At 42.2% G+C, this 18,493-nt stretch carries 17 protein-coding genes and 1 pseudogene; 12 read left to right on the forward strand and 6 right to left on the reverse strand.

Going from position 1 to position 18,493, the window contains the following annotated elements:
- Window positions 1–32 precede the first annotated feature (32 nt).
- Genes ACM0OR_RS15440 through ACM0OR_RS15450 form a run of 3 tightly spaced genes read right to left on the reverse strand, consistent with a single transcriptional unit; the run spans window position 33 to window position 2,799 of the window.
- Entirely contained in the window at window positions 33–1,145 is a 1,113-nt protein-coding gene (locus ACM0OR_RS15440) for a precorrin-8X methylmutase (protein ID WP_414577184.1), read from the reverse strand.
- 3 nt (window positions 1,146–1,148) lie between these two features.
- Window positions 1,149–1,694, reverse strand: coding sequence for a hypothetical protein (locus ACM0OR_RS15445; protein WP_323267200.1), 546 nt, complete (start codon window positions 1,692–1,694; stop codon window positions 1,149–1,151).
- Window positions 1,681–2,799 carry an AAA family ATPase gene (locus ACM0OR_RS15450; RefSeq protein WP_414577186.1) on the reverse strand — a complete coding sequence of 373 codons (1,119 nt, stop codon included), beginning with the start codon at window positions 2,797–2,799 and terminating at the stop codon, window positions 1,681–1,683. The genes ACM0OR_RS15445 and ACM0OR_RS15450 overlap by 14 nt, the downstream gene beginning before the upstream one ends.
- Window positions 2,800–2,913: 114 nt before the next feature.
- Between ACM0OR_RS15450 and ACM0OR_RS15455 the strand changes: the two genes are divergently transcribed.
- On the forward strand, window positions 2,914–4,839 hold the full coding sequence (locus ACM0OR_RS15455) for a heavy metal translocating P-type ATPase (RefSeq protein WP_414577187.1): 1,926 nt from the start codon (window positions 2,914–2,916) through the stop codon (window positions 4,837–4,839).
- A 194-nt stretch (window positions 4,840–5,033) separates the two neighbouring features.
- On the opposite strand, the gene ACM0OR_RS15460 is transcribed toward ACM0OR_RS15455, so the two are convergent.
- Window positions 5,034–5,252, reverse strand: a complete 219-nt coding sequence (locus tag ACM0OR_RS15460) for a hypothetical protein (RefSeq protein WP_414577189.1) — start codon at window positions 5,250–5,252, stop codon at window positions 5,034–5,036.
- Between the two features lie 329 nt (window positions 5,253–5,581).
- On the opposite strand from ACM0OR_RS15460, the gene ACM0OR_RS15465 reads away from it, so the two are divergent.
- Window positions 5,582–5,884, forward strand: a complete 303-nt coding sequence (locus ACM0OR_RS15465; RefSeq protein ID WP_414577191.1) for a hypothetical protein — start codon at window positions 5,582–5,584, stop codon at window positions 5,882–5,884.
- A gap of 116 nt (window positions 5,885–6,000) precedes the next feature.
- On the opposite strand, the gene psb34 is transcribed toward ACM0OR_RS15465, so the two are convergent.
- Window positions 6,001–6,171: a photosystem II assembly protein Psb34 gene (psb34, locus tag ACM0OR_RS15470; RefSeq protein WP_190704265.1), complete on the reverse strand. Its 171-nt coding sequence runs from the start codon at window positions 6,169–6,171 to the stop codon at window positions 6,001–6,003.
- A gap of 131 nt (window positions 6,172–6,302) precedes the next feature.
- Between psb34 and ACM0OR_RS15475 the strand changes: the two genes are divergently transcribed.
- The 3 genes from ACM0OR_RS15475 to ACM0OR_RS15485 all read left to right on the forward strand — a co-directional run bounded on the left by ACM0OR_RS15475 (window position 6,303) and on the right by ACM0OR_RS15485 (window position 7,685).
- Entirely contained in the window at window positions 6,303–6,917 is a 615-nt protein-coding gene (locus ACM0OR_RS15475; protein WP_414577193.1) for a PAP/fibrillin family protein, read from the forward strand.
- Between the two features lie 53 nt (window positions 6,918–6,970).
- Window positions 6,971–7,321: a hypothetical protein gene (locus ACM0OR_RS15480; RefSeq protein ID WP_323267234.1), complete on the forward strand. Its 351-nt coding sequence runs from the start codon at window positions 6,971–6,973 to the stop codon at window positions 7,319–7,321.
- Window positions 7,322–7,517: 196 nt separating this feature from the next.
- The gene (locus ACM0OR_RS15485) at window positions 7,518–7,685 is read left to right on the forward strand and encodes a hypothetical protein (protein WP_414577196.1); all 168 of its coding nucleotides are present in this window, start codon (window positions 7,518–7,520) and stop codon (window positions 7,683–7,685) included.
- A gap of 512 nt (window positions 7,686–8,197) precedes the next feature.
- On the opposite strand, the pseudogene ACM0OR_RS15490 reads toward ACM0OR_RS15485, so the two are convergent.
- Window positions 8,198–8,699: pseudogene (locus tag ACM0OR_RS15490) on the reverse strand (Uma2 family endonuclease); the annotation flags it as partial.
- Window positions 8,700–8,883: 184 nt separating this feature from the next.
- On the opposite strand from ACM0OR_RS15490, the gene bchD reads away from it, so the two are divergent.
- The 7 genes from bchD (at window position 8,884) to ACM0OR_RS15525 (ending at window position 18,207) form a co-directional block, all read left to right on the forward strand.
- Window positions 8,884–10,926 (forward strand): magnesium chelatase ATPase subunit D, encoded by a 2,043-nt coding sequence (gene bchD / locus ACM0OR_RS15495; protein WP_414577198.1) that lies wholly within the window; start codon window positions 8,884–8,886, stop codon window positions 10,924–10,926.
- A 120-nt stretch (window positions 10,927–11,046) separates the two neighbouring features.
- Window positions 11,047–12,033, forward strand: coding sequence for a TIGR03885 family FMN-dependent LLM class oxidoreductase (locus ACM0OR_RS15500; RefSeq protein WP_414577199.1), 987 nt, complete (start codon window positions 11,047–11,049; stop codon window positions 12,031–12,033).
- Window positions 12,034–12,316: 283 nt separating this feature from the next.
- A complete protein-coding gene (locus ACM0OR_RS15505) occupies window positions 12,317–12,493 on the forward strand; it encodes a beta-Ig-H3/fasciclin (protein WP_414577201.1) in 177 nt (58 codons plus the stop codon).
- Window positions 12,494–12,649: 156 nt separating this feature from the next.
- The gene (locus tag ACM0OR_RS15510) at window positions 12,650–14,812 is read left to right on the forward strand and encodes a glycogen debranching N-terminal domain-containing protein (RefSeq protein WP_414577203.1); all 2,163 of its coding nucleotides are present in this window, start codon (window positions 12,650–12,652) and stop codon (window positions 14,810–14,812) included.
- A gap of 109 nt (window positions 14,813–14,921) precedes the next feature.
- Window positions 14,922–17,645, forward strand: coding sequence for a cation-translocating P-type ATPase (locus ACM0OR_RS15515; protein WP_414577205.1), 2,724 nt, complete (start codon window positions 14,922–14,924; stop codon window positions 17,643–17,645).
- A gap of 12 nt (window positions 17,646–17,657) precedes the next feature.
- Entirely contained in the window at window positions 17,658–17,927 is a 270-nt protein-coding gene (locus tag ACM0OR_RS15520) for a hypothetical protein (RefSeq protein WP_414577207.1), read from the forward strand.
- Window positions 17,920–18,207: a GIY-YIG nuclease family protein gene (locus ACM0OR_RS15525; RefSeq protein WP_414577209.1), complete on the forward strand. Its 288-nt coding sequence runs from the start codon at window positions 17,920–17,922 to the stop codon at window positions 18,205–18,207. Before ACM0OR_RS15520 ends, ACM0OR_RS15525 begins: the two co-directional genes overlap by 8 nt.
- Window positions 18,208–18,493: the final 286 nt, after the last annotated feature.

Consider the following 18,493-nt stretch of genomic DNA (forward strand, 5'->3'; position numbering starts at 1 on the left):
GGGAAAATATTATATCCAATGCCCAATCTTAATTAAGAATTACCAAGATAACAATGACAATCTGGTTTTTCAATCAATGACTCCACCAGGGAATTGAGCGCAGTCGCCGCTAGCAACCCTCCACCAATTGTCCCATCAATAGTGATAAAGGGTAACTCTTGTTGCCTGAGTTGACGCTTGGCGGCTGGCGCATGACTAAAACCAATCGGCATTCCAATAACTAGAGAAGGTTGAATTTTTTGCTGATTAATCAGGGTACAAACTTCTAATAGCACTGAGGGAGCATAACCAATAACTAAAATACAGCCAATGCTAGCTTGTTCTAATCTTTGTCGCCATTCCTGATGCTGCCAAAATTCTACTTCAGCTTCTGTGGCGGTGGAAACGTGGGGGTTATCAATTAAAGTTGTGACTCGACAACCCAGATGAACTAATCTTGTTTGATCTACAGCCGCCGCAATGGTGGGGATATCAACTATAATCTCACAACCAGAACTCAGGGCTGCACGACTAGCAGCGATCGCATTTTTACCAACCCTCACAAAAGACACTAAACTAACATCACCACAGGACAAAACCAGCTGAGAAATTAAATGTTGTTCGATCTCAGAACGGCTTGATAAGTCAGGGAGCAAGTGTTGTAGAGATTCTGCAAAAACTTCCGAGTGAGTGTGAACTTCTGCATCTAAACCACTCCACAGCTTTGCCAAATCTCCTAAACCGGCTTGGGTTTCTACGTCCAGTAACTTGACTTGTGCCAAGACTTCTGCTTGCATAATTTGACAATGGCGATCGCGTCCTAATAATCCTTCTAAAGCTGAGGCTGTTTGGCGCAGTTGGGCAATTTGCTGCATGACGGCGCGATATTGCTGTTGCAACTGTGCCATTAAATGACTATTAGTGTCGGTTTCTGGTTGTATTTCCAAAATTTGGCGGATGTGGTTAATTTGAAAGCCTTGTTGCTTCAGTGCCACAATTTTTTGTAGCCTCATCACATCTTTTTCAGTATAGAGACGATAGTTACTTGGCGATCGCTCAGGCTGCGGCAGTAACCCTAACTCATGGTAATGTCGCACCATCCGGGGAGTAATTCCACCTCCCACCGCTTCCGTCAGTTCTTTAATTGTCAAGCAACCAGCATTCATAGTTTACCCCAACAAACCTAAAATTCTTTGCAATTCTCCACAAGCCGCCTGAAGTGATGGCGGTGCATTAGCCTCTAAACTTCCCTGACGACATTTATCTGCCAAGTTCTCAACATAGGGTTTACAAGCTGATTCATTATTGAGGAATTTTGCATATACTGTTTCTTCATCAATACTTGCTCCTTGCAAATAATGTATCCATGTTTCAATATTTCTTTTAGGTACGAACATTGCCATAGCTTCATTAGCTTGACGAGGTTTTTGCTCATTTTCAATTAGTACATCATCTAATTGTTTCAGCCTGTCTTCTAGTGTTTTTGTGTCTGCATCAATCAGAACAACTAAAATTCCTGAGATATAGTTTTTGCTACGGAAGACCTTCACCTCCGCCGCATAACTTTCTCTCACAAACTGTTCTCCTGCGCCTTTACGACAAAATTTAGTTCTAATATTCCCCGTAAAACCTCTTTTTTTGAGAAAGTAGCGAGCAAAAACCTCTTGTTGTCTATCCTCACATAAAATCACAATCTGAATCCTACGCTGACTCATGCAGCCATCCCCGCGCGATTAATTCTGAAATTGGTAATCCAGTATTTTCAGAATTTTTATCACTAATTTTTTTTACCCGCACAGGTGCATTACTCTGACGCTCAAACCAATAACCTATAGGTGATGCTAGAAGATAATTAATCAGTTCTGGATGGTGTGATATGAGTAAAGCCTGCATTTTTTGTTCACTACAAAAATCATAAAGTTGAATCAACCAAGGTTGAATTTCTGGCAGTGCTAAAAAATTTTCTGGTTCATCTATACATAATGTATAGTCTTCAGATTGAGTACCATAAAGCAGAGTGTAAAGGGCAAGTAGTACTTTTTGCCCATCGGATAATTCTCCAAAGTAATACTCAATTGCTTTCTCGGTGTCATCACGAGATTTAAATTTCAATTTCAAAGTGCGGTCTTGTTCACTAAATTTTTCAATTATAAAATTTGAAAATCCTTCTAATACATTCTGCAAAACACTCATTAGTTCATATACTTTTCCCTGATCTTGTGAAATATATCTATACCAAGAAACAAAGTTTTCCATTTTGTGACTAAGTATTTTTTCTTCTTGTTTACTATTATTGTTCATTAATACAGGCGTGATTTGTACAATAACTAATCTCTCAATACGGTATTTAAACCAAGTTAGTTTTGTATTATCTTGGCTGGGTTGTAGTAAAGATAAAACTGATTGAGAAAAATTGAATGGATATTTTGGACTGGGTGAGTAATTATCATTAAAAATTTCTACTTCACCTGCTTCATATTTTAGTAATGGTTGCTGATCAAACCATAAACGTTCATAGTGAATATGGCTTTTATTTTGATCATGTGCAATGGCTAGTTCATATTTATAATTTCCATGATTTCCATCTACTTCCAACTCGAAACGCTGAATTGATAAATTCTGCCAACGAGTACATTCAAAATAAGAAAAAACACCTGCTATTGGATAACCACCAATTATAAAAAGTTGCAGTCTCCGTAAAGCTTCAAAGACAGTTGATTTACCTGACCCATTACCACCGAGAAATAGATTAATTGAGTCAAAGTCAAGTTCAAAATTTACCAAGCATCGAAAGTTATCAATATAAATTCGCTTTAGCATATTTTTTCTCTTAATATTGAGAATTTTATAAGAACTAGGTTTTAATCCATTCTCTTGACATTAACATTAATGTCAAGGTTTAGGGTGAGGGTAGTTATCACTGATTCAACTCTCATGCTTTACCCCCAGCGTTTTAACCAATTCACCACAGAACACTCTGACACATTAGCCGCCCTAATTTGCGGAGTGCTGTTATTTTTAGGATGGTTTGCCTTACATCTAGGTTGGCTAGGATGGGCTTTACTACTGTTACCGGCTGCTTATGTCATTGGTGGCTACGACAGTGCGCGTGAGGGACTAACGACGCTGATTAAAGAAAAAGAACTTGATGTAGATTTACTGATGATTGTGGCTGCTGTTGGTGCAGCTAGTTTGGGTTTGTGGCGGAGGGAATACCACTTAATTATTGATGGGGCAATTTTAATTCTCATCTTTGCTATCAGTGGCGCATTGGAAGGTTACGCCATGCGGCGAACTGAGAGGAGTATCCGCAGTTTGATGAGTTTGACACCAGATACAGCGAGGGTTTTACAACAGGGGGAAGAAGCAACTATTCCGATTAGCCAGCTGCAAGTCGGCGATGAAATTGTCGTTAAACCTGGTGAATTGATTCCTACTGATGGCATGATCATTTCTGGTTACAGCACCATCAATCAAGCGGCGATTACAGGGGAATCTTTACCTGTAGAAAAGACAGTGGGTGAAGAAGTCTTTGCGGGGACAATTAATGGTTATGGTGCATTGCAGTTGAAGTTACACAAACCAGCCGCCAGCAGTTTGATTCAGCGAGTGATTCGGTTGGTGGAACAAGCCCAAACAGAAGCACCGCCTTCTCAGGAATTTATTGAAAATTTTGAAAGGGGGTATGCCAAAGTTATCGTCATTGCTGGGGTATTACTAGCAACTTTACCGCCGTTTCTGTGGGCTTGGGACTGGGAAACGACAATTTATCGGGCTTTGACTTTTTTGGTGGTGGCTTCTCCCTGTGCATTAATGGCAGCCATTATGCCTACATTGTTATCGGGAATTGCCAATGGTGCAAGACAGGGCATTTTATTTAAAAATGGCGCACAGTTAGAGAAAATTGGGAAAGTGAGAGCGATCGCCTTTGATAAAACTGGTACTCTCACGACAGGACAAGTACGAGTATCCCAAGTTCTCAGCACGGGTAAATACACACAACAAGATGTACTGAAAGCCGCCGCCGCTTTGGAATCTTCCTCAGAACATCCCATTGGACAAGCTATCACCCAGGCAGCTAGTGATTTAGACTGGGTGAGGGCGATTGAGGTACAAGCTATACCTGGACAGGGAATTTTTGGCACAGTTAACAATCAATCGGTGATTGTAGGGAATGCGGCTTTTGTACAACAGTATGTTGTCCAATTACCAGAAGAATTACTAGAAAAAGCTGCATCTTTAGAACAAGAGGGTAATACGGTGGTTTGGGTGGCGCAAATGGAGAGCAAGGGAGATGAATATTACATAATGGGTGCGATCGCGCTTGCAGATACAATCAGACCAGAAGCTGCTAGCACTCTCACCCATTTACGACAAATGGGAATAGAACAAATTGTCATGATTACTGGCGATAATGAACGCACTGCCCATAGTGTCGCCCAAGCGGTCGGGATTGATCAAGTATTTGCCGAACTGCTACCTGAAGACAAATTAGATGTGATTCGGAACTTACAGAAGAAGTATCAAACCGTCGTAATGGTGGGGGATGGGATTAATGATGCACCAGCTTTAGCTCAAGCCTCAGTAGGGATTGCAATGGGAATAGCAGGTAGCGATGTTGCCTTAGAAACCGCAGATATAGTATTAATGGCAGACAAACTAGACAAAATGGCCACAGCTATCAAATTAGGCAGGCGATCGCAAAATATAATCAAACAAAATATAGTCGTTGCTTTAGGGTTTATTGCTTTGCTGTTGGTTGGTAACTTTCTCGGCAACATTAATCTCCCCATCGGTGTGATTGGACACGAAGGTTCTACGGTGTTAGTTACTCTGAGTGGTCTGAGATTGCTCAAGTAGCTGAGTGCTGAGTGCTGAGTGCTGAGTGCTGAGTGCTGAGTTGTGAGTGCTGAGTTGTGAGTGCTGAGTGCTGAGTGCTGAGTGTTGAGTGTTGAGTAAAGTAAGATTATGCCCCACTACGCTCATAGCATTTTTAACTCAGCACTTTTTATTTTTTATTTTTAACTTTTAAATCCGCGTAGCGGTACTTTTTTCTAAAAATCTTCTAATAAACTCATCAATGCGTAAAATTCAGGCTCTTCTGTTGGCGACTGAGATAACTGATTTCTTAACTCTAAGAGTTGAGTCTCTATTGCTTCAGCTACATAGTGCATTTGAGATGCCTTGGCAATTTCTAGCTGTTTTTCTTTGACTCTGATTTTTCTGATCAGTTCGTTGACAAAATCAATTGCATTATAATCTTGAGAAATCATACCCTGATACCCTTTTAAAAATCTCCAGAACTAAATGAAATTTATAGTTTTAGTGAAAACGGGTGTAAATCAAACTTTGTAGTAGTCCACACCATCAGGTTGGTATCAATTTCGTTACTATTAAAAATATTTTGGTAAAGCCTACGGTAAAATATTAGACTATGATTCATTGGTGAGGTATATTACTTCATCTGTTGTTACATTATTCACTTTCGCCCATAAAAAGTTTAAAGGCAAAAATTCGCCAGTGTCGAGCCATTTTGATTGTAACTAGTGATGAGCGAGTAAATATTGCCGGGGCATTTGCCGCGTGATCGCTAAATCCTGATGTGCATTTAGTCATCCGTTCCTCCCAAGATAACCTCAATGAGTTACTGAAGGAAAGTCTAGGTAATTTTGTTGCCTTTGAAGCTACGCAGTTACCAGCCAAAAGCTTTGCCTTGGCAGCTTTGGGAAGTGAAACTACAGGTTTTTTTAGTTTAGAAAATCATTTCCTCCAAGTCATGAAAGTCTCATTTCATATTGGACATCGTTGGCGAAATTTTCTACAACTCCAGGAAATAAACACTACTAATCGGCGAATTCTCACCCATAACCGAGCCGGAGAATTCTCAAAAATACTGCATTTATGAGCGCACCTGCGGAATCTGGGTTACCATGCAAACCAACAAAAAACCCCAGTCTTGCAACTGGGGGGATTGAGAGAAGTCCGAATGACGATGAGAAACTTAAACCGAAGTTAAAAATTTTAGCTAACGCCCAAAGCTACCAAAACTAAAGTAGTGACAAGTAATGCAGCGTATACAGCTTGCAATGCGTAGCTGCGTTTCTGTTCTTGGTTGGGGTAAGTAGCATAGTACATTTTAGGTTCGGTTGCGTAGTTATTCAGAATGCCGTTTTCGTTAATGGTGGTATACATAGTTTTTTGTGTGTGTTTTATTAACTTATGTAAATAAATTTAACATAATTGTTACAAAGTGTCAACCCAGCTTGACAATAAAAGGGTAATAAGGTTAATAAACATTACTTATCAGGGAGAGGCATCAACAAATGATGGGAAATGATACTGCGAGACTGTCCTTGAAAACTGAACTATTGCAGCGAATAGCAGCCTTAGATGTACAGCAAGCCTTGTTTCCCTCATCAGAACCCAAGATTGATGAAATAGTGCAGAAGTTAGAGAATATCAATCCCATCGCCAACCCCCTGAGTGTGAATCACCTAGCTGATTTAACTGGTAACTGGCAGTTGGTGTATGCTTCTCGCGGAACTGTTGTTACTCGTCCCTTGGCATCAATTGCAGATATTTGGGGAGGAATTAACATCATAGGAGTTTGGCAAAGGTTAGTGACAGGCGATACCGGGAAAATTTCTGCTACTAATGGTGCTGAGTTTGAATTACCCCTGTTAGGAAACTGGCATCTGTCGGCTGATGGAGTTTGGAGTTGGGGTGATGATGAGCAGGTAGCAAAGGTGAGCTTTTATGCCTTCGCTGTGCAAGCTATCAAACCTTTGGGGATAGCTGGCTGGAGTTTGCCGCCATTGAAAATCCCGGTATTAGAATTTTTGCGAAAAGAGGCTCTATGGATAACCTCATATTTAGATGAAGACATCAGGGTGGGGAGAGGTGCAACGGGTAATCTGTTTGTCTTTCGTCGTGAGTAAGTTCTCACTCTAGTACCATGAAGTAATCATCAATCAATTTTAATCAATCACTTATGTCTTCCACTCCTCTGACATTAAATCTAGTTGAAGGTTCTATTGGTTTAAGTTTTTCTCCCCAAGCGGCGAGGGAATTAAAAGCGGCGATTGATCAATTGATGGGAAGCCTGAAAGCTGTTGCAGCTAAATCCAACCCTGGTACTAAAGCCACTCCTCAACCATCTTTGGAATATCGTTACACAGGCGACGTATTTTTAGAAATTTTCTGTAATCCTAATATCTGGCCTACGCCATTTGCCGCTAAGGTATTGCTCACTGTGCGGGATGTCAATATTCGTCTGACTACGGAAGCTGAACTGGTGCGGGTGATTGAAGATATTAACCAGTATTTAGAGCAAGTTGATTGACACTCCCCTGCCTAACCATCGCCAGCCAAGACAACCTGAATCATCGCTGAGAAATTAGATACCCGACTTTTTGAAAAAGTCGGGTATCTAGGGGATTTGGAGCAAGCTTTTAATGAAGTTGTTTTTGTAGATATAAGTGCTGTTATTGCACGGGATGCTGCAAACATTCGGATGCCCTGCAATCTCCAGCTACCCGATGCTTTTTGAAACTGCTATTTCAAGCGGCTGTGATGCTTTTTTGACTAATGATGCAGCTTTGCAACGAGTCCTAGAGTTGAGAATTTTGGTATTCATACCAATTCTTTATGAAGCTGCGCTAAATAACCCATATTTAGACTTTGGTAGGGTGCGTCAGTATGAATAATTTATGGGTATAATTAGGTTCTCTCTCACTGGCGCACTTGACATTGTGAAAGGCGATCGCACTACGTAAATTAAAAGATGAAAAAAGGTTGATGTCAACTCAATACGTCTAAATCTTGCAAAATTTTTTGATCTCATAGTGGGATAGCTTAGTGGTGCAGAAAAGTCCTGAAATCCTTATAAATAAGGGATTTTCGATGAGATAGTTATTTTAGCGTTTTTTTAAAAAATTTAACGAGGGTAGTGGGTTTCAGCCACTATTTTGACCATCTATGCTGTCCATCATGAGACTCAGAAAAGTTTTCTGCACCACCAAGGTAATAAAGTGCAGCAAGGGATTAGATGGCATATTTATTAAATCACTAATTATTATCTCAACCTTTTTTACATTTCCTAGTTCTAATTATTTCTGTATCTCTGCCCCAGACTCGCTTTAAGGTGTTTTTTATGCTAAAAATATGGGCAGTTATCTATTTTGTTTATACTATTTTATCATAACCACTCTAGGAGAGCCACAATTCTTTTATTTGAATAACCAGATTTATCTTTAGTATCTTGATAAGGTTCACTGTTAGATTCTAAATAGCTATCAAATAAATTGAATATCCAATAATCAGAAATACCTGCTTGAGCATAGAGAGGTATTTTGACATCTTGATCATAACTTAAAGAAGAATCTGCAACCTCGATAAGCAGCAACACATCAGCCAGACTAGGGTGAGTAGAGAGATAATCATCAGCGCCGGTTCTGCACAATAGCAAAATCTAGTTCAGGTTCGCTATTAGGCGGTAAACTAATAGGGGCTTGAGATTGCAAAGTAGCCCTATCTCCTATCAGTTTTGGGAGTTCCTTCCACAACTTTCGTAAACAAGTTTCATGGGCTGTACCCTTAGATACCATTTGTATAAGTTCCCCGTTAACTAGCTCAATGCGATCATCTTCGTGGAAAAAGCCCAATTCCGCGAGTTTGTGGTACTCACCCAGTGTGAAGCGTTTAGCTTGAGCGATACTCATAAATTTTGCTCCCAAGGGCAACACAAAGCCCTCATTCCTATAACCCTTATTCTAAATATGCCAGAAATTGATATGCTAAAAGCCGAGACTAACTTGAAAGTGCTGAGTAATGAGTGCTGAGTAAAAATATCAGTTCTCAGTTCGTATTAAAACTGCCTCCTGCCTTTATAATCATTTGCAAACCATGCCTGCGCCTACTATCAACCCTACAATTACCGCTTTTCCCTTGACGGCTGTTGTCGGTCAAGAAGCCATTAAATTAGCCTTGCTGTTAGCAGCAGTCGATCCTGGTTTGGGAGGAGTAGCGATCGCAGGCCGTCGCGGTACGGCAAAATCTGTTATGGCGCGGGCTATCCACGCGCTGTTACCACCGATTGAAGTTGTTCAAGATTCGCTGAGTAACTGCGACCCTAACCACCCAGAAACATGGGATGATTATCTTTTGGCAGAGTACGCCGATAAAGATATTCAGGATGTCCCGACAGCAATTATCCCTGCGCCTTTTATCCAAATTCCCCTCGGTGTAACTGAAGACCGCCTCCTCGGTTCTGTGGATGTGGAACAGTCGGTCAAACAAGGAGACACCATCTTTCAGCCGGGGTTACTCGCCACCGCTAACCGAGGCGTTTTGTATGTGGATGAACTCAATCTATTAGATGACCAGATATCCAATCAGCTATTAACAGTCCTGTCGGAAGGACGTAACCAAATTGAACGGGAAGGAATCAGCTTTCAGCATCCTTGCCAATCTTTGTTTATTGCCACCTATAACCCAGAAGAAGGGGCATTGCGGGAGCATTTATTAGATAGAATTGCGATCGCACTTTCTGCTGACGGTGTTCTCGGTCTAGATCAAAGGGTAGAGGCCGTTGAGCAAGCGATCGCTTATTCCCAGTCACCCCAAGAATTTCTCCAACAATATAGCGAAGATTTAGACTCGCTAAAAACTCAAATTCTCCTGGCGCGGGAATGGTTAAAAGATGTCACTATCACCCGCGAACAAATAGCTTACCTAGTAGATGAAGCCCTGCGCGGCGGTGTCCAGGGACATCGGGCGGAATTATTTGCTGTGCGGGTAGCGAAAGCGGCTGCGGCTTTGGATGGTAGGTCAACGGTTAATGCTGACGACTTACGCCGGGCTGTAGAGTTAGTTATTGTCCCACGGGCGACCGTTGTCCAGTCACCACCACCAGACCAAGCACCGCCACCACCACCCCCACCACCACAAAGCCAGGACGAATCAGAAGAAGACCAACAAGAGGAAGAAGAAGACAAAGAAGATCAAGAAGACCAACCAGACGAACCAGAAGACCAAGAACCCCCCAGCATCCCGGAAGAATTTATCTTTGACCCGGAAGGGGTAATCCTAGATGAAAGTGTGCTGTACTTTGCTCAAATGGCGCAGCGTCAAGGTAAATCTGGAAGTCGCAGCATTATCTTTTCCGATGACCGGGGACGCTATATCAAGCCGATGTTACCTAAAGGTAAAGTCCGCCGCATCGCCGTAGATGCCACCTTGAGGGCGGCTGCACCCTATCAAAAAGCCCGACGGGAGAGACACCCAGACAAGAAGGTGATTGTGGAACAGGGCGACATTCGCGCCAAGCGTTTGGTACGCAAAGCCGGGGCTTTAGTGGTGTTTGTGGTCGATGCTTCAGGTTCTATGGCCTTGAACCGGATGCAGTCAGCCAAAGGTGCAGTTATGCAACTGTTGACAGAAGCCTATCAAAACCGCGACCAAGTAGCATTGATTCCCTTCCGGGGAGAACAAGCAGAGGTATTATTACCGCCAACCCGTTCCATAGCCTTAGCACGCAACCGCTTAGAAAGATTACCCTGTGGTGGCGGTTCACCCCTCGCACATGGGTTAACTCAAGCTGTACGCGTGGGTTTAAATGCGCGCATGAGTGGAGATATTGGGCAAGTGGTAGTTGTGGCAATTACCGACGGACGAGGTAATATTCCTCTGTCTCGTTCTTTAGGCGAACCCCAAGAACCGGGAGAAAAACCAGACATCAAGGGGGAATTGCTAGAAATTGCGGCGAGAGTTCGCGCCTTGGGGATGCAGCTATTAGTTATTGATACTGAGAGTAAATTCGTCTCCACTGGTTTTGCTAAGGAATTAGCCCAAACAGCCGGCGGTAAATATTATCATTTACCGAAAGCTACCGATAAAGCCATTGCCGCCATGACCAAAGGTGCGATCGCTGATTTAAAATCTAGATAAAATCACCCTAGAAGTAGTAGTCTTTTTCTATCCTCAGCAATAAAGAAAAACTTCTCAATCGTTATCTAATTTGGGATGAGGTTTTCACTCTCCCACTTAGTTTTGATAGGAGGAGTAGTTATGGCAAAGTTTGGTTATCATGCCTCCCACGAACAATTTAAACCGAGTCAGCTTTTACAATACGTACAAGCTGCCTACCGAGCAGGATTTGAGCGTGTATCTTCCTCAGACCACTTTCAGCCGTGGAGTGTGCGCCAGGGAGAAAGTGGTTTTGCTTGGTCTTGGCTAGGTGCAGCTATGCAATCAGTACCACTTACCTTTGGGGTAGTTTGCGCCCCCGGACAGCGTTATCATCCGGCAATTATTGCTCAAGCAGCAGCGACTCTGGCGGAAATGTTTCCTAAGCGGTTTTGGTTAGCCTTGGGAAGTGGTCAAGCCTTGAATGAAAAAATCACAGGCGATCGCTGGCCGGGCAAAATTGAACGCAATGTCCGCCTTAAGGAATGTGCTGATATCATTCGCACTCTTTGGGCGGGAAAAACTGTCACTCATCATGGTTTAGTGCGGGTAGAAGAAGCAAAACTTTATACTCGTCCAGAAGTTCCACCGTTAATTATTGGCGCAGCCATTACACCAGAAACCGCCGAGTGGCTGGGGGGATGGGCAGATGGACTCATTACAATTTCTCACCCCTACAAAAAATTAAAAGCCGTAGTCGATGCTTTTCAAAGAGGTGGCGGCAAAAATAAGCCGATGTACCTCAAAGTTCAACTTTCCTACGCTCAAGATGAAGAAACTGCCCTCAGAGGTGCTTATGAACAGTGGCGGACTAACATTTTTCAAAGTCCAGTATTAGCAAACCTCCAGAATCCTCAGCAATTTGATGCGGCGGCACAATTTATCAAACCGGAGGATATGTATGAATATGTACGGATTTCATCTGAAACCCAAAGACATATCGAGTGGTTACAGCAATACGTGGAACTAGGTTTTGAGGAAATTTATCTGCACAACGTCAACAAAGAACAGCAGAGGTTTATCGAAGTTTTTGGTGAACAAATTCTGCCAGTAGTTGTAAGCGAAAGAGAAACAGCGTTACAAGCTTAGTTTTATTTTAACCCTTGACGCTACAACCAAGGGCAGATGTAAAATTTTACAAAATATTTCAGGATAAATCACGTCTTTGAAAAGCTGATTTTGTCATACTTCAGTAGACATTATTTAGTAAAGCATGGCGTAAATAGAACAACCATTATTTTTATCAGATTTTTGACTTTTGACCATGCCAATTTTAGATTGAAGAAAATCTGACATCCAAAATCCAACAACCAAAATTCGTTGATTTCACGGCCGTACTAGCTTTTCCATGTACATTTTTACAAGAGGTATCATGAACCGAAACTTCATTTTGCTAGCTTCAAGTATTGGATTAAGTGTATTGATTGGAGCTTGTGAACCTGCTACTCAAACCCCAACAACTGCACCACCACCTGCGACTCCTGTACCCGCAGTCCCACCTGAAACTCCGCCAACTGTAACTCCAGATCCGACCCCTGCTGTCCCATAAAAAATTTCACAAGTGCAACACGATTGTAGAGGTGTTATAAGTTAGCATCTCTACATTACAAAGACTGCCATAATTTCTAGGATATTTGGAAAAAATCTGTGTTTATTAATTACATAAATTATTTATCTATAAAAATATTGTTGATCAAATAAAACCATGAGAATAAATGTTGGTTCTCCAAATTTAACAATTAATCACGGCAGAACCTTTATGGTGTCTAATTTAGACGGCAGTATAAAGCCTGAAACTTCTCAGGGGATTTTTGCAGATGATACGCGGTTTTTGTGTTACTACGCTTGTTATATTAACGGTAAAAATTGGATACGTCTGACCTCTACAACAACTGCTTATTATGCAGCGCGAATTTATCTGATTAACCCAGAATTTACTACTGATGATGGGTCATATGCTCAAGGTACTCTATCATTAATGATTAGTCGGGTTGCTAGTGAAGGTATCCGCGAAGAGTTACAACTAACCAACTATGGACTGAAAAAGGTTCATTTCAATTTAGAAATTGCTTTGCGTTCAGACTTTGCTGATATCTTTGAGGTTGAGTCTCAAAATATTGTACGTCGTGGACAAATTGAAACTCAATGGCATAGGGAGCAGAGTGAACTTGTCACAACCTACAGCAATGATGATTTTTTCCGTTGTCTTAGCTATCGTTTAGCCAACTGTCCAGTAGAGCCGCATTATGGCAATGGGCGGATTATTTTTGAGATTACCTTAGAACCTGGTGCTAGTTGGAATACTTGTTGCTTTTACACCTTGGCAGATAACGAACACGTTCGCAAGCCCGTAGACTTATCTTACACAGCAGCTATTGAGACAGGTTTGGATAAGGTACAACAACAATGGCGAGACAATGTTACTGATGTTACTTCTTCTGATGAAGATATTAATCGACTGTACCACCAATCAATAGAAGATTTGGGGGCGTTGCGCCTGTATGATTACAAATTTACTGGGGATACTTGGATACCTGCGGCGGGTGTACCCAAGTTTGTCACCTTATTTGGTCGTGATAGTTTGATTGTGAGCCTACAAAATATGATTGTGCATCCTGGTTTCGTCAGGGGTACGTTGCAAAAACTGGCAGAATTTCAGGCGCAAGATAGGGATGATTGGCGGGATGCTGAACCAGGTAAAATTCTGCACGAAGTTCGCATGGGTGAACTAGCGTATTTTAATAAAATACCGCACTCCCCCTATTATGGTGCTGCTGATACTGCTTCTTTGTTTTTAATTGCGTTGCATGAAGCTTGGAAGTGGTTAGGTGATGAGTCGTTGTTACAAAACTATCGGGATGTCGCTCGGCGTTGTTTAGAATGGATTGAGCGGTACGGCGACTTTGATGGCGACGGCTTGCAGGAATATCAAATGCGCTCCTCACAGGGATTGGAAAATCAAAGTTGGAAAGATTCCGGTGATGCGATCGCTTATCCTGATGGTAGACAAGTAGATGCTCCTAAAGCTTTGTGTGAACTCCAAGGCTATGCTTTTGATGCCTATATGCGAATGGCAGAAGTTTTCGCTGTTTTGGGAGAAAGTAACTATGCTAGTGAACTACGTACTAAAGCAGCCAAACTACAAACAAAATTTGAACAGCAATTTTGGTGTGAAGATTTAGGCTTCTACGCCTTCACCCTTGACCCTGAAAAACAACCCGTTCGGACTATTGCTTCCAATCCTGGTCATTGTCTGTGGAGTGGTATCGTTAGTCGTGAACGTGCAGCGCGTGTAGTCCAACGCCTCATGCAGCCAGATATGTGGAGTGGCTGGGGTATTCGCACAATTTCCACCCAGAACTCTGCATATAATCCCTTCTCTTACCATTTGGGTTCAGTTTGGCCTCATGATAACGGTATGATTGCAATGGGATTTAAACGCTACGGTTTTGCTCAAGAAGCGGCGCAGGTAGCGAATGGCATTTTTGATGCTGCTAAATATTTTGCTAGTTACCGTTTACCAGAACTCTATGCGGGAATTGAGCAAGAATTGGGAGCATTTCCAGTCCCTTATATAGAAGCAAACGTACCACAAGCTTGGGCGGCTGCATCGGTGTTTCATCTTTTGCAAGCGATGCTGGGTATACAAGCAGATGCACCCAATAGCCAGCTTTACGTTGACCCATATTTACCGGAATGGTTGCCTAACATCACCCTCCGTAAGCTGGAAATTAATCATGCTTTGGTGGATTTAAAGTTTTGGCGTGAGGGTAATATCACCCTTTGGGATGCTTCTGTAACTCAGGGTGATGTTAAAGTTATACAACAAGCTTGGCAACCTTGGCGCGTCGAACAATACGCCACTTAAACTGATTCCTGTCACTTTTCCATCATATTTATTGCCGATAATTTTAAATTGATTAGCTAACAACCAAATGGCTAACATTCCGCCTATGGGAAAATTTTAGGCCAATAAAATGACAGCAACAAATCAAAATACAATACAGCCACAGCAATGGCATAACTTGTCTGCATCAAAAGTGGCGCAAAATTTAGACACCAATATAGAAGCAGGTTTGACACCCAATGAAGTGACAAAACGACGGGAACGTTTTGGTGCTAATGAACTCAAAGCTAAACCTGGAAAAAGTCCATTGGTGAGGTTTTTATTACAATTTAACCAACCGTTGTTGTACATATTGATCATTGCAGGTGCAATCAAAGCCTTCATTGGACAATGGGTAAATGCTGGGGTAATTTGGGGCGTAACCCTAATTAACGCTATTATTGGTTTTATTCAAGAATCAAAAGCCGAAAGCGCGATCGCAGCCTTAGCTTCTTCAGTAGAAACCAATGCAACTATCCTCCGCAACGGTCAAAAGGTACAAGTTCCCTCCCAGGAGTTAGTACCGGGGGATGTTGTCTTACTCGCTTCTGGCGATAAAGTACCCGCAGATTTGCGTCTTGTACAATCCCGCAATCTTCAAGTTAATGAATCAGCACTCACGGGTGAGTCGGTGGCGGTGGAAAAAAACACCCAACCACTCGATCAAGATGCAGTCTTAGCCGAACGCATTAATATGGCTTACGCTGGCAGCTTTGTAACCTTTGGCACTGGTAAAGGCATTGTAGTTGCTATTGGTGAAGCTACAGAAACTGGGCGTATCTCCCAACTAATGGAGCAAGGTACGAGCTTAAAAACTCCCCTAACGCGGAAATTTGATAAATTTAGCCGCACCCTACTATATATTATTCTCGGCATCGCTACGCTGACCTTTGCTGTTGGGTTGGGATATGGTAATTCATGGCCAGCAATGTTTGAAGCGGCGATAGCCTTTGCTGTGAGTGCAATTCCTGAAGGGTTGCCTGCTGTAGTCACAGTGACATTAGCTATAGGTGTATCTCGCATGGCACGCCGTCATGCGATCGTGCGGAAGTTACCAGCCGTGGAAACCCTCGGAGGTGCTACAGTTATCTGTTCTGATAAGACTGGAACACTAACTGAAAACCAAATGACTGTACAGGCAATTTATGCAGGTGGGGAACAATATACAGTCACTGGTACAGGCTATATTCCAGAAGGAGAAATTTTATCCGAGGAACAGCCAATAGATTGGCGCAATTATCCTGTTTTAGCGGAATGTCTGAAAGCGGGGTTGTTATGTAATGACTCACACTTAGAATACAAGGAAGAACAATGGCAGGTTGTTGGTGATCCCACTGAGGGAGCATTGATAGTTGTTGCAAATAAAGGAGAACTGGAACGCCGCACCTTAGAACAAGAAATGCCCAGATTGGATACTATCCCCTTTGAGTCTGAGTTTCAATACATGGCAACGTTGCATGAAGATGCTTCAGGTGTGAGGACTATCTATCTTAAAGGTTCAGTCGAGGCGATTCTCAAACGTTGTCAGCAAACCTTAGATACTCAGGGTAATCTAGCTTCTGTAGATCCGGAAAACATACATCAAAAAGTTGATGCAATGGCGCATCAGGGTTTACGGGTGCTGGCTTTTGCCAAAAAATCTGTCTCAGCTGCTCAAGATGAACTGGATCATGCAGATATCGAAGCAGATTTGGTTTTTTTGGGATTGCAAGGAATGATCGATCCGCCTAGAGCAGAAGCGATCGCCGCCGTAGCAGCCTGTCAAAATGCTGGTATTCAAGTCAAAATGATTACAGGCGATCATGTGGTAACTGCACAAGCGATCGCGGAACGGATGGGCTTTAATCAAAATGGTCAAGTTCTGGCTTTCACAGGTAGCCAACTAGCCCAAATGGATAAATCAGAACTGGCTACCGCTATAGAAGACGGGGCTGTATTTGCGCGTGTTGCACCAGAACAGAAACTCCGCATCGTGGAAGCCTTGCAATCTAAAGGCGAAATTGTCGCCATGACTGGGGATGGTGTCAATGATGCACCAGCCTTAAAACAAGCAGAAATCGGGATTGCAATGGGGGGTGCGGGTACGGAGGTAGCCAAAGAAGCCGCAGACATGATTTTGACAGATGATAATTTTGCCTCTATAGAAGCGGCGATAGAAGAAGGGCGGACTGTATATCGAAACCTATTGAAAGCGATCGCCTTTATCCTACCTGTCAATGGTGGCGAATCAATGACAATTTTAATTAGTGTCCTACTGGCTAGAGTATTACCAATTTTATCTTTACAAGTGCTGTGGCTCAATATGGTAAATTCCATCGCCATGACTGTACCCTTAGCCTTTGAGCCTAAGTCACCACACGTAATGCAACGTCAGCCGCGTAGCCCCCGCGAACCCTTACTTTCCCGCAGTTTAATTAAGCGTATCCTGGCAATTTCTATCTTTAACTGGATTTTGATTTTTGGTGTATTTGAATGGATGCGACAAACTACAGGCGATATCCCTTTAGCCCGGACAATGGCAATTCAGGCGTTAGTCGCTGGGAGATTATTTTATCTTTTAAGTATTAGTCAATTAGGAATGGCTATCATTAATCAACTGCGGGGAATTAGACAAACATTCAGCGATGCTTCCGTCATGGGAATTGGCATTGCTTGTGCGATCATTTTACAGATTATATTCAGTCAATGGAGCTTGATGAATCGTTTATTTTCTACTGCGCCACTGAACTTACAACAATGGTTAATTTGTCTGCTTGTAGGCTTACCAATGATTCCCTTAGCAATACTAGTAAATCGTTTTGACCCTCTTGATTGAGGTGATAAGTTATTGCGTAATCTGAATGCGATCGTACTTGATGACCATCAGGCGATCGTCATTGTGACAAGTCAGGCGGTTATTATTGTGACGAGTCAGGCGGTTATCATTGTGACGAGTCAGGCGGTTATCATTGTGACGAGTCAGGCGGTTATCATTGTGACGAGTCAGGTGGTTGTCATTGTGACGAGTCAGGCGGTTGTCATTCTGACGAGTCAGGCGGTTGTCATTCTGACGCAGGAAGAATCTAAAATCATCAAAGTAGTTAAAAAATATGAATAATTATTATATTTATATAATGACAAATAACTCAAAAACACTTTATACAGGTGTGACTAATGATTTAAATAGACGTGTTTACGAACATAAACAAAAAATAATTCCTGGTTTTACCCAAAAATATAATATTACTAATTTAGTTTATTTTGAAGACACTTCGGATGTAAATACTGCGATCGCTCGAGAAAAGCAAATAAAAGGTTGGTTGCGTGAGAAGAAAATTGCTTTGATTGAGTCTGTAAATCCTGAGTGGAAGGATTTAAGTACGGGTTGGTATGATTGAGATGCTTCCTGCGTCAGCATGACAGGTTTGCTATTTGTCATTCTGAGTGAAACGAAGAATCTCATGACTAGGAGAGGAATTGAGATGCTTCCTGCGTCAGCATGACAGATTTACTATTTGTCATTCTGAGTAGAACACAGATGCTTCCTGCGTCAGTATGACAGGTTTACTATTTGTCATTCTGAGTGGAACGAAGAATCTCATGACTGAGGTGAGGGAGTGAGATGCTTGCTGCGTCAGCATGACAGATTTACTATTTGTCATTCTGAGTAGAACACAGATGCTT

This window comes from Anabaena sp. CCY 9402-a (assembly GCF_963920945.1).
Classification (GTDB): domain Bacteria; phylum Cyanobacteriota; class Cyanobacteriia; order Cyanobacteriales; family Nostocaceae; genus Trichormus; species Trichormus minutissimus.

Bases quoted from the DNA above. Each gene is read 5' to 3' on its own strand.
- ACM0OR_RS15440 (WP_414577184.1), bottom strand. From the start codon at position 1,145: ATGAATGCTGGTTGCTTGACAATTAAAGAACTGACGGAAGCGGTGGGA.
- ACM0OR_RS15445 (WP_323267200.1), bottom strand. From the start codon at position 1,694: ATGAGTCAGCGTAGGATTCAGATTGTGATTTTATGTGAGGATAGACAA.
- ACM0OR_RS15450 (WP_414577186.1), bottom strand. From the start codon at position 2,799: ATGCTAAAGCGAATTTATATTGATAACTTTCGATGCTTGGTAAATTTT.
- ACM0OR_RS15455 (WP_414577187.1), top strand. From the start codon at position 2,914: ATGCTTTACCCCCAGCGTTTTAACCAATTCACCACAGAACACTCTGAC.
- ACM0OR_RS15460 (WP_414577189.1), bottom strand. From the start codon at position 5,252: ATGATTTCTCAAGATTATAATGCAATTGATTTTGTCAACGAACTGATC.
- psb34 (WP_190704265.1), bottom strand. From the start codon at position 6,171: ATGTATACCACCATTAACGAAAACGGCATTCTGAATAACTACGCAACC.
- ACM0OR_RS15475 (WP_414577193.1), top strand. From the start codon at position 6,303: ATGATGGGAAATGATACTGCGAGACTGTCCTTGAAAACTGAACTATTG.
- ACM0OR_RS15480 (WP_323267234.1), top strand. From the start codon at position 6,971: ATGTCTTCCACTCCTCTGACATTAAATCTAGTTGAAGGTTCTATTGGT.
- ACM0OR_RS15485 (WP_414577196.1), top strand. From the start codon at position 7,518: ATGCTTTTTGAAACTGCTATTTCAAGCGGCTGTGATGCTTTTTTGACT.
- bchD (WP_414577198.1), top strand. From the start codon at position 8,884: ATGCCTGCGCCTACTATCAACCCTACAATTACCGCTTTTCCCTTGACG.
- ACM0OR_RS15500 (WP_414577199.1), top strand. From the start codon at position 11,047: ATGGCAAAGTTTGGTTATCATGCCTCCCACGAACAATTTAAACCGAGT.
- ACM0OR_RS15505 (WP_414577201.1), top strand. From the start codon at position 12,317: ATGAACCGAAACTTCATTTTGCTAGCTTCAAGTATTGGATTAAGTGTA.
- ACM0OR_RS15510 (WP_414577203.1), top strand. From the start codon at position 12,650: ATGAGAATAAATGTTGGTTCTCCAAATTTAACAATTAATCACGGCAGA.
- ACM0OR_RS15515 (WP_414577205.1), top strand. From the start codon at position 14,922: ATGACAGCAACAAATCAAAATACAATACAGCCACAGCAATGGCATAAC.
- ACM0OR_RS15525 (WP_414577209.1), top strand. From the start codon at position 17,920: ATGAATAATTATTATATTTATATAATGACAAATAACTCAAAAACACTT.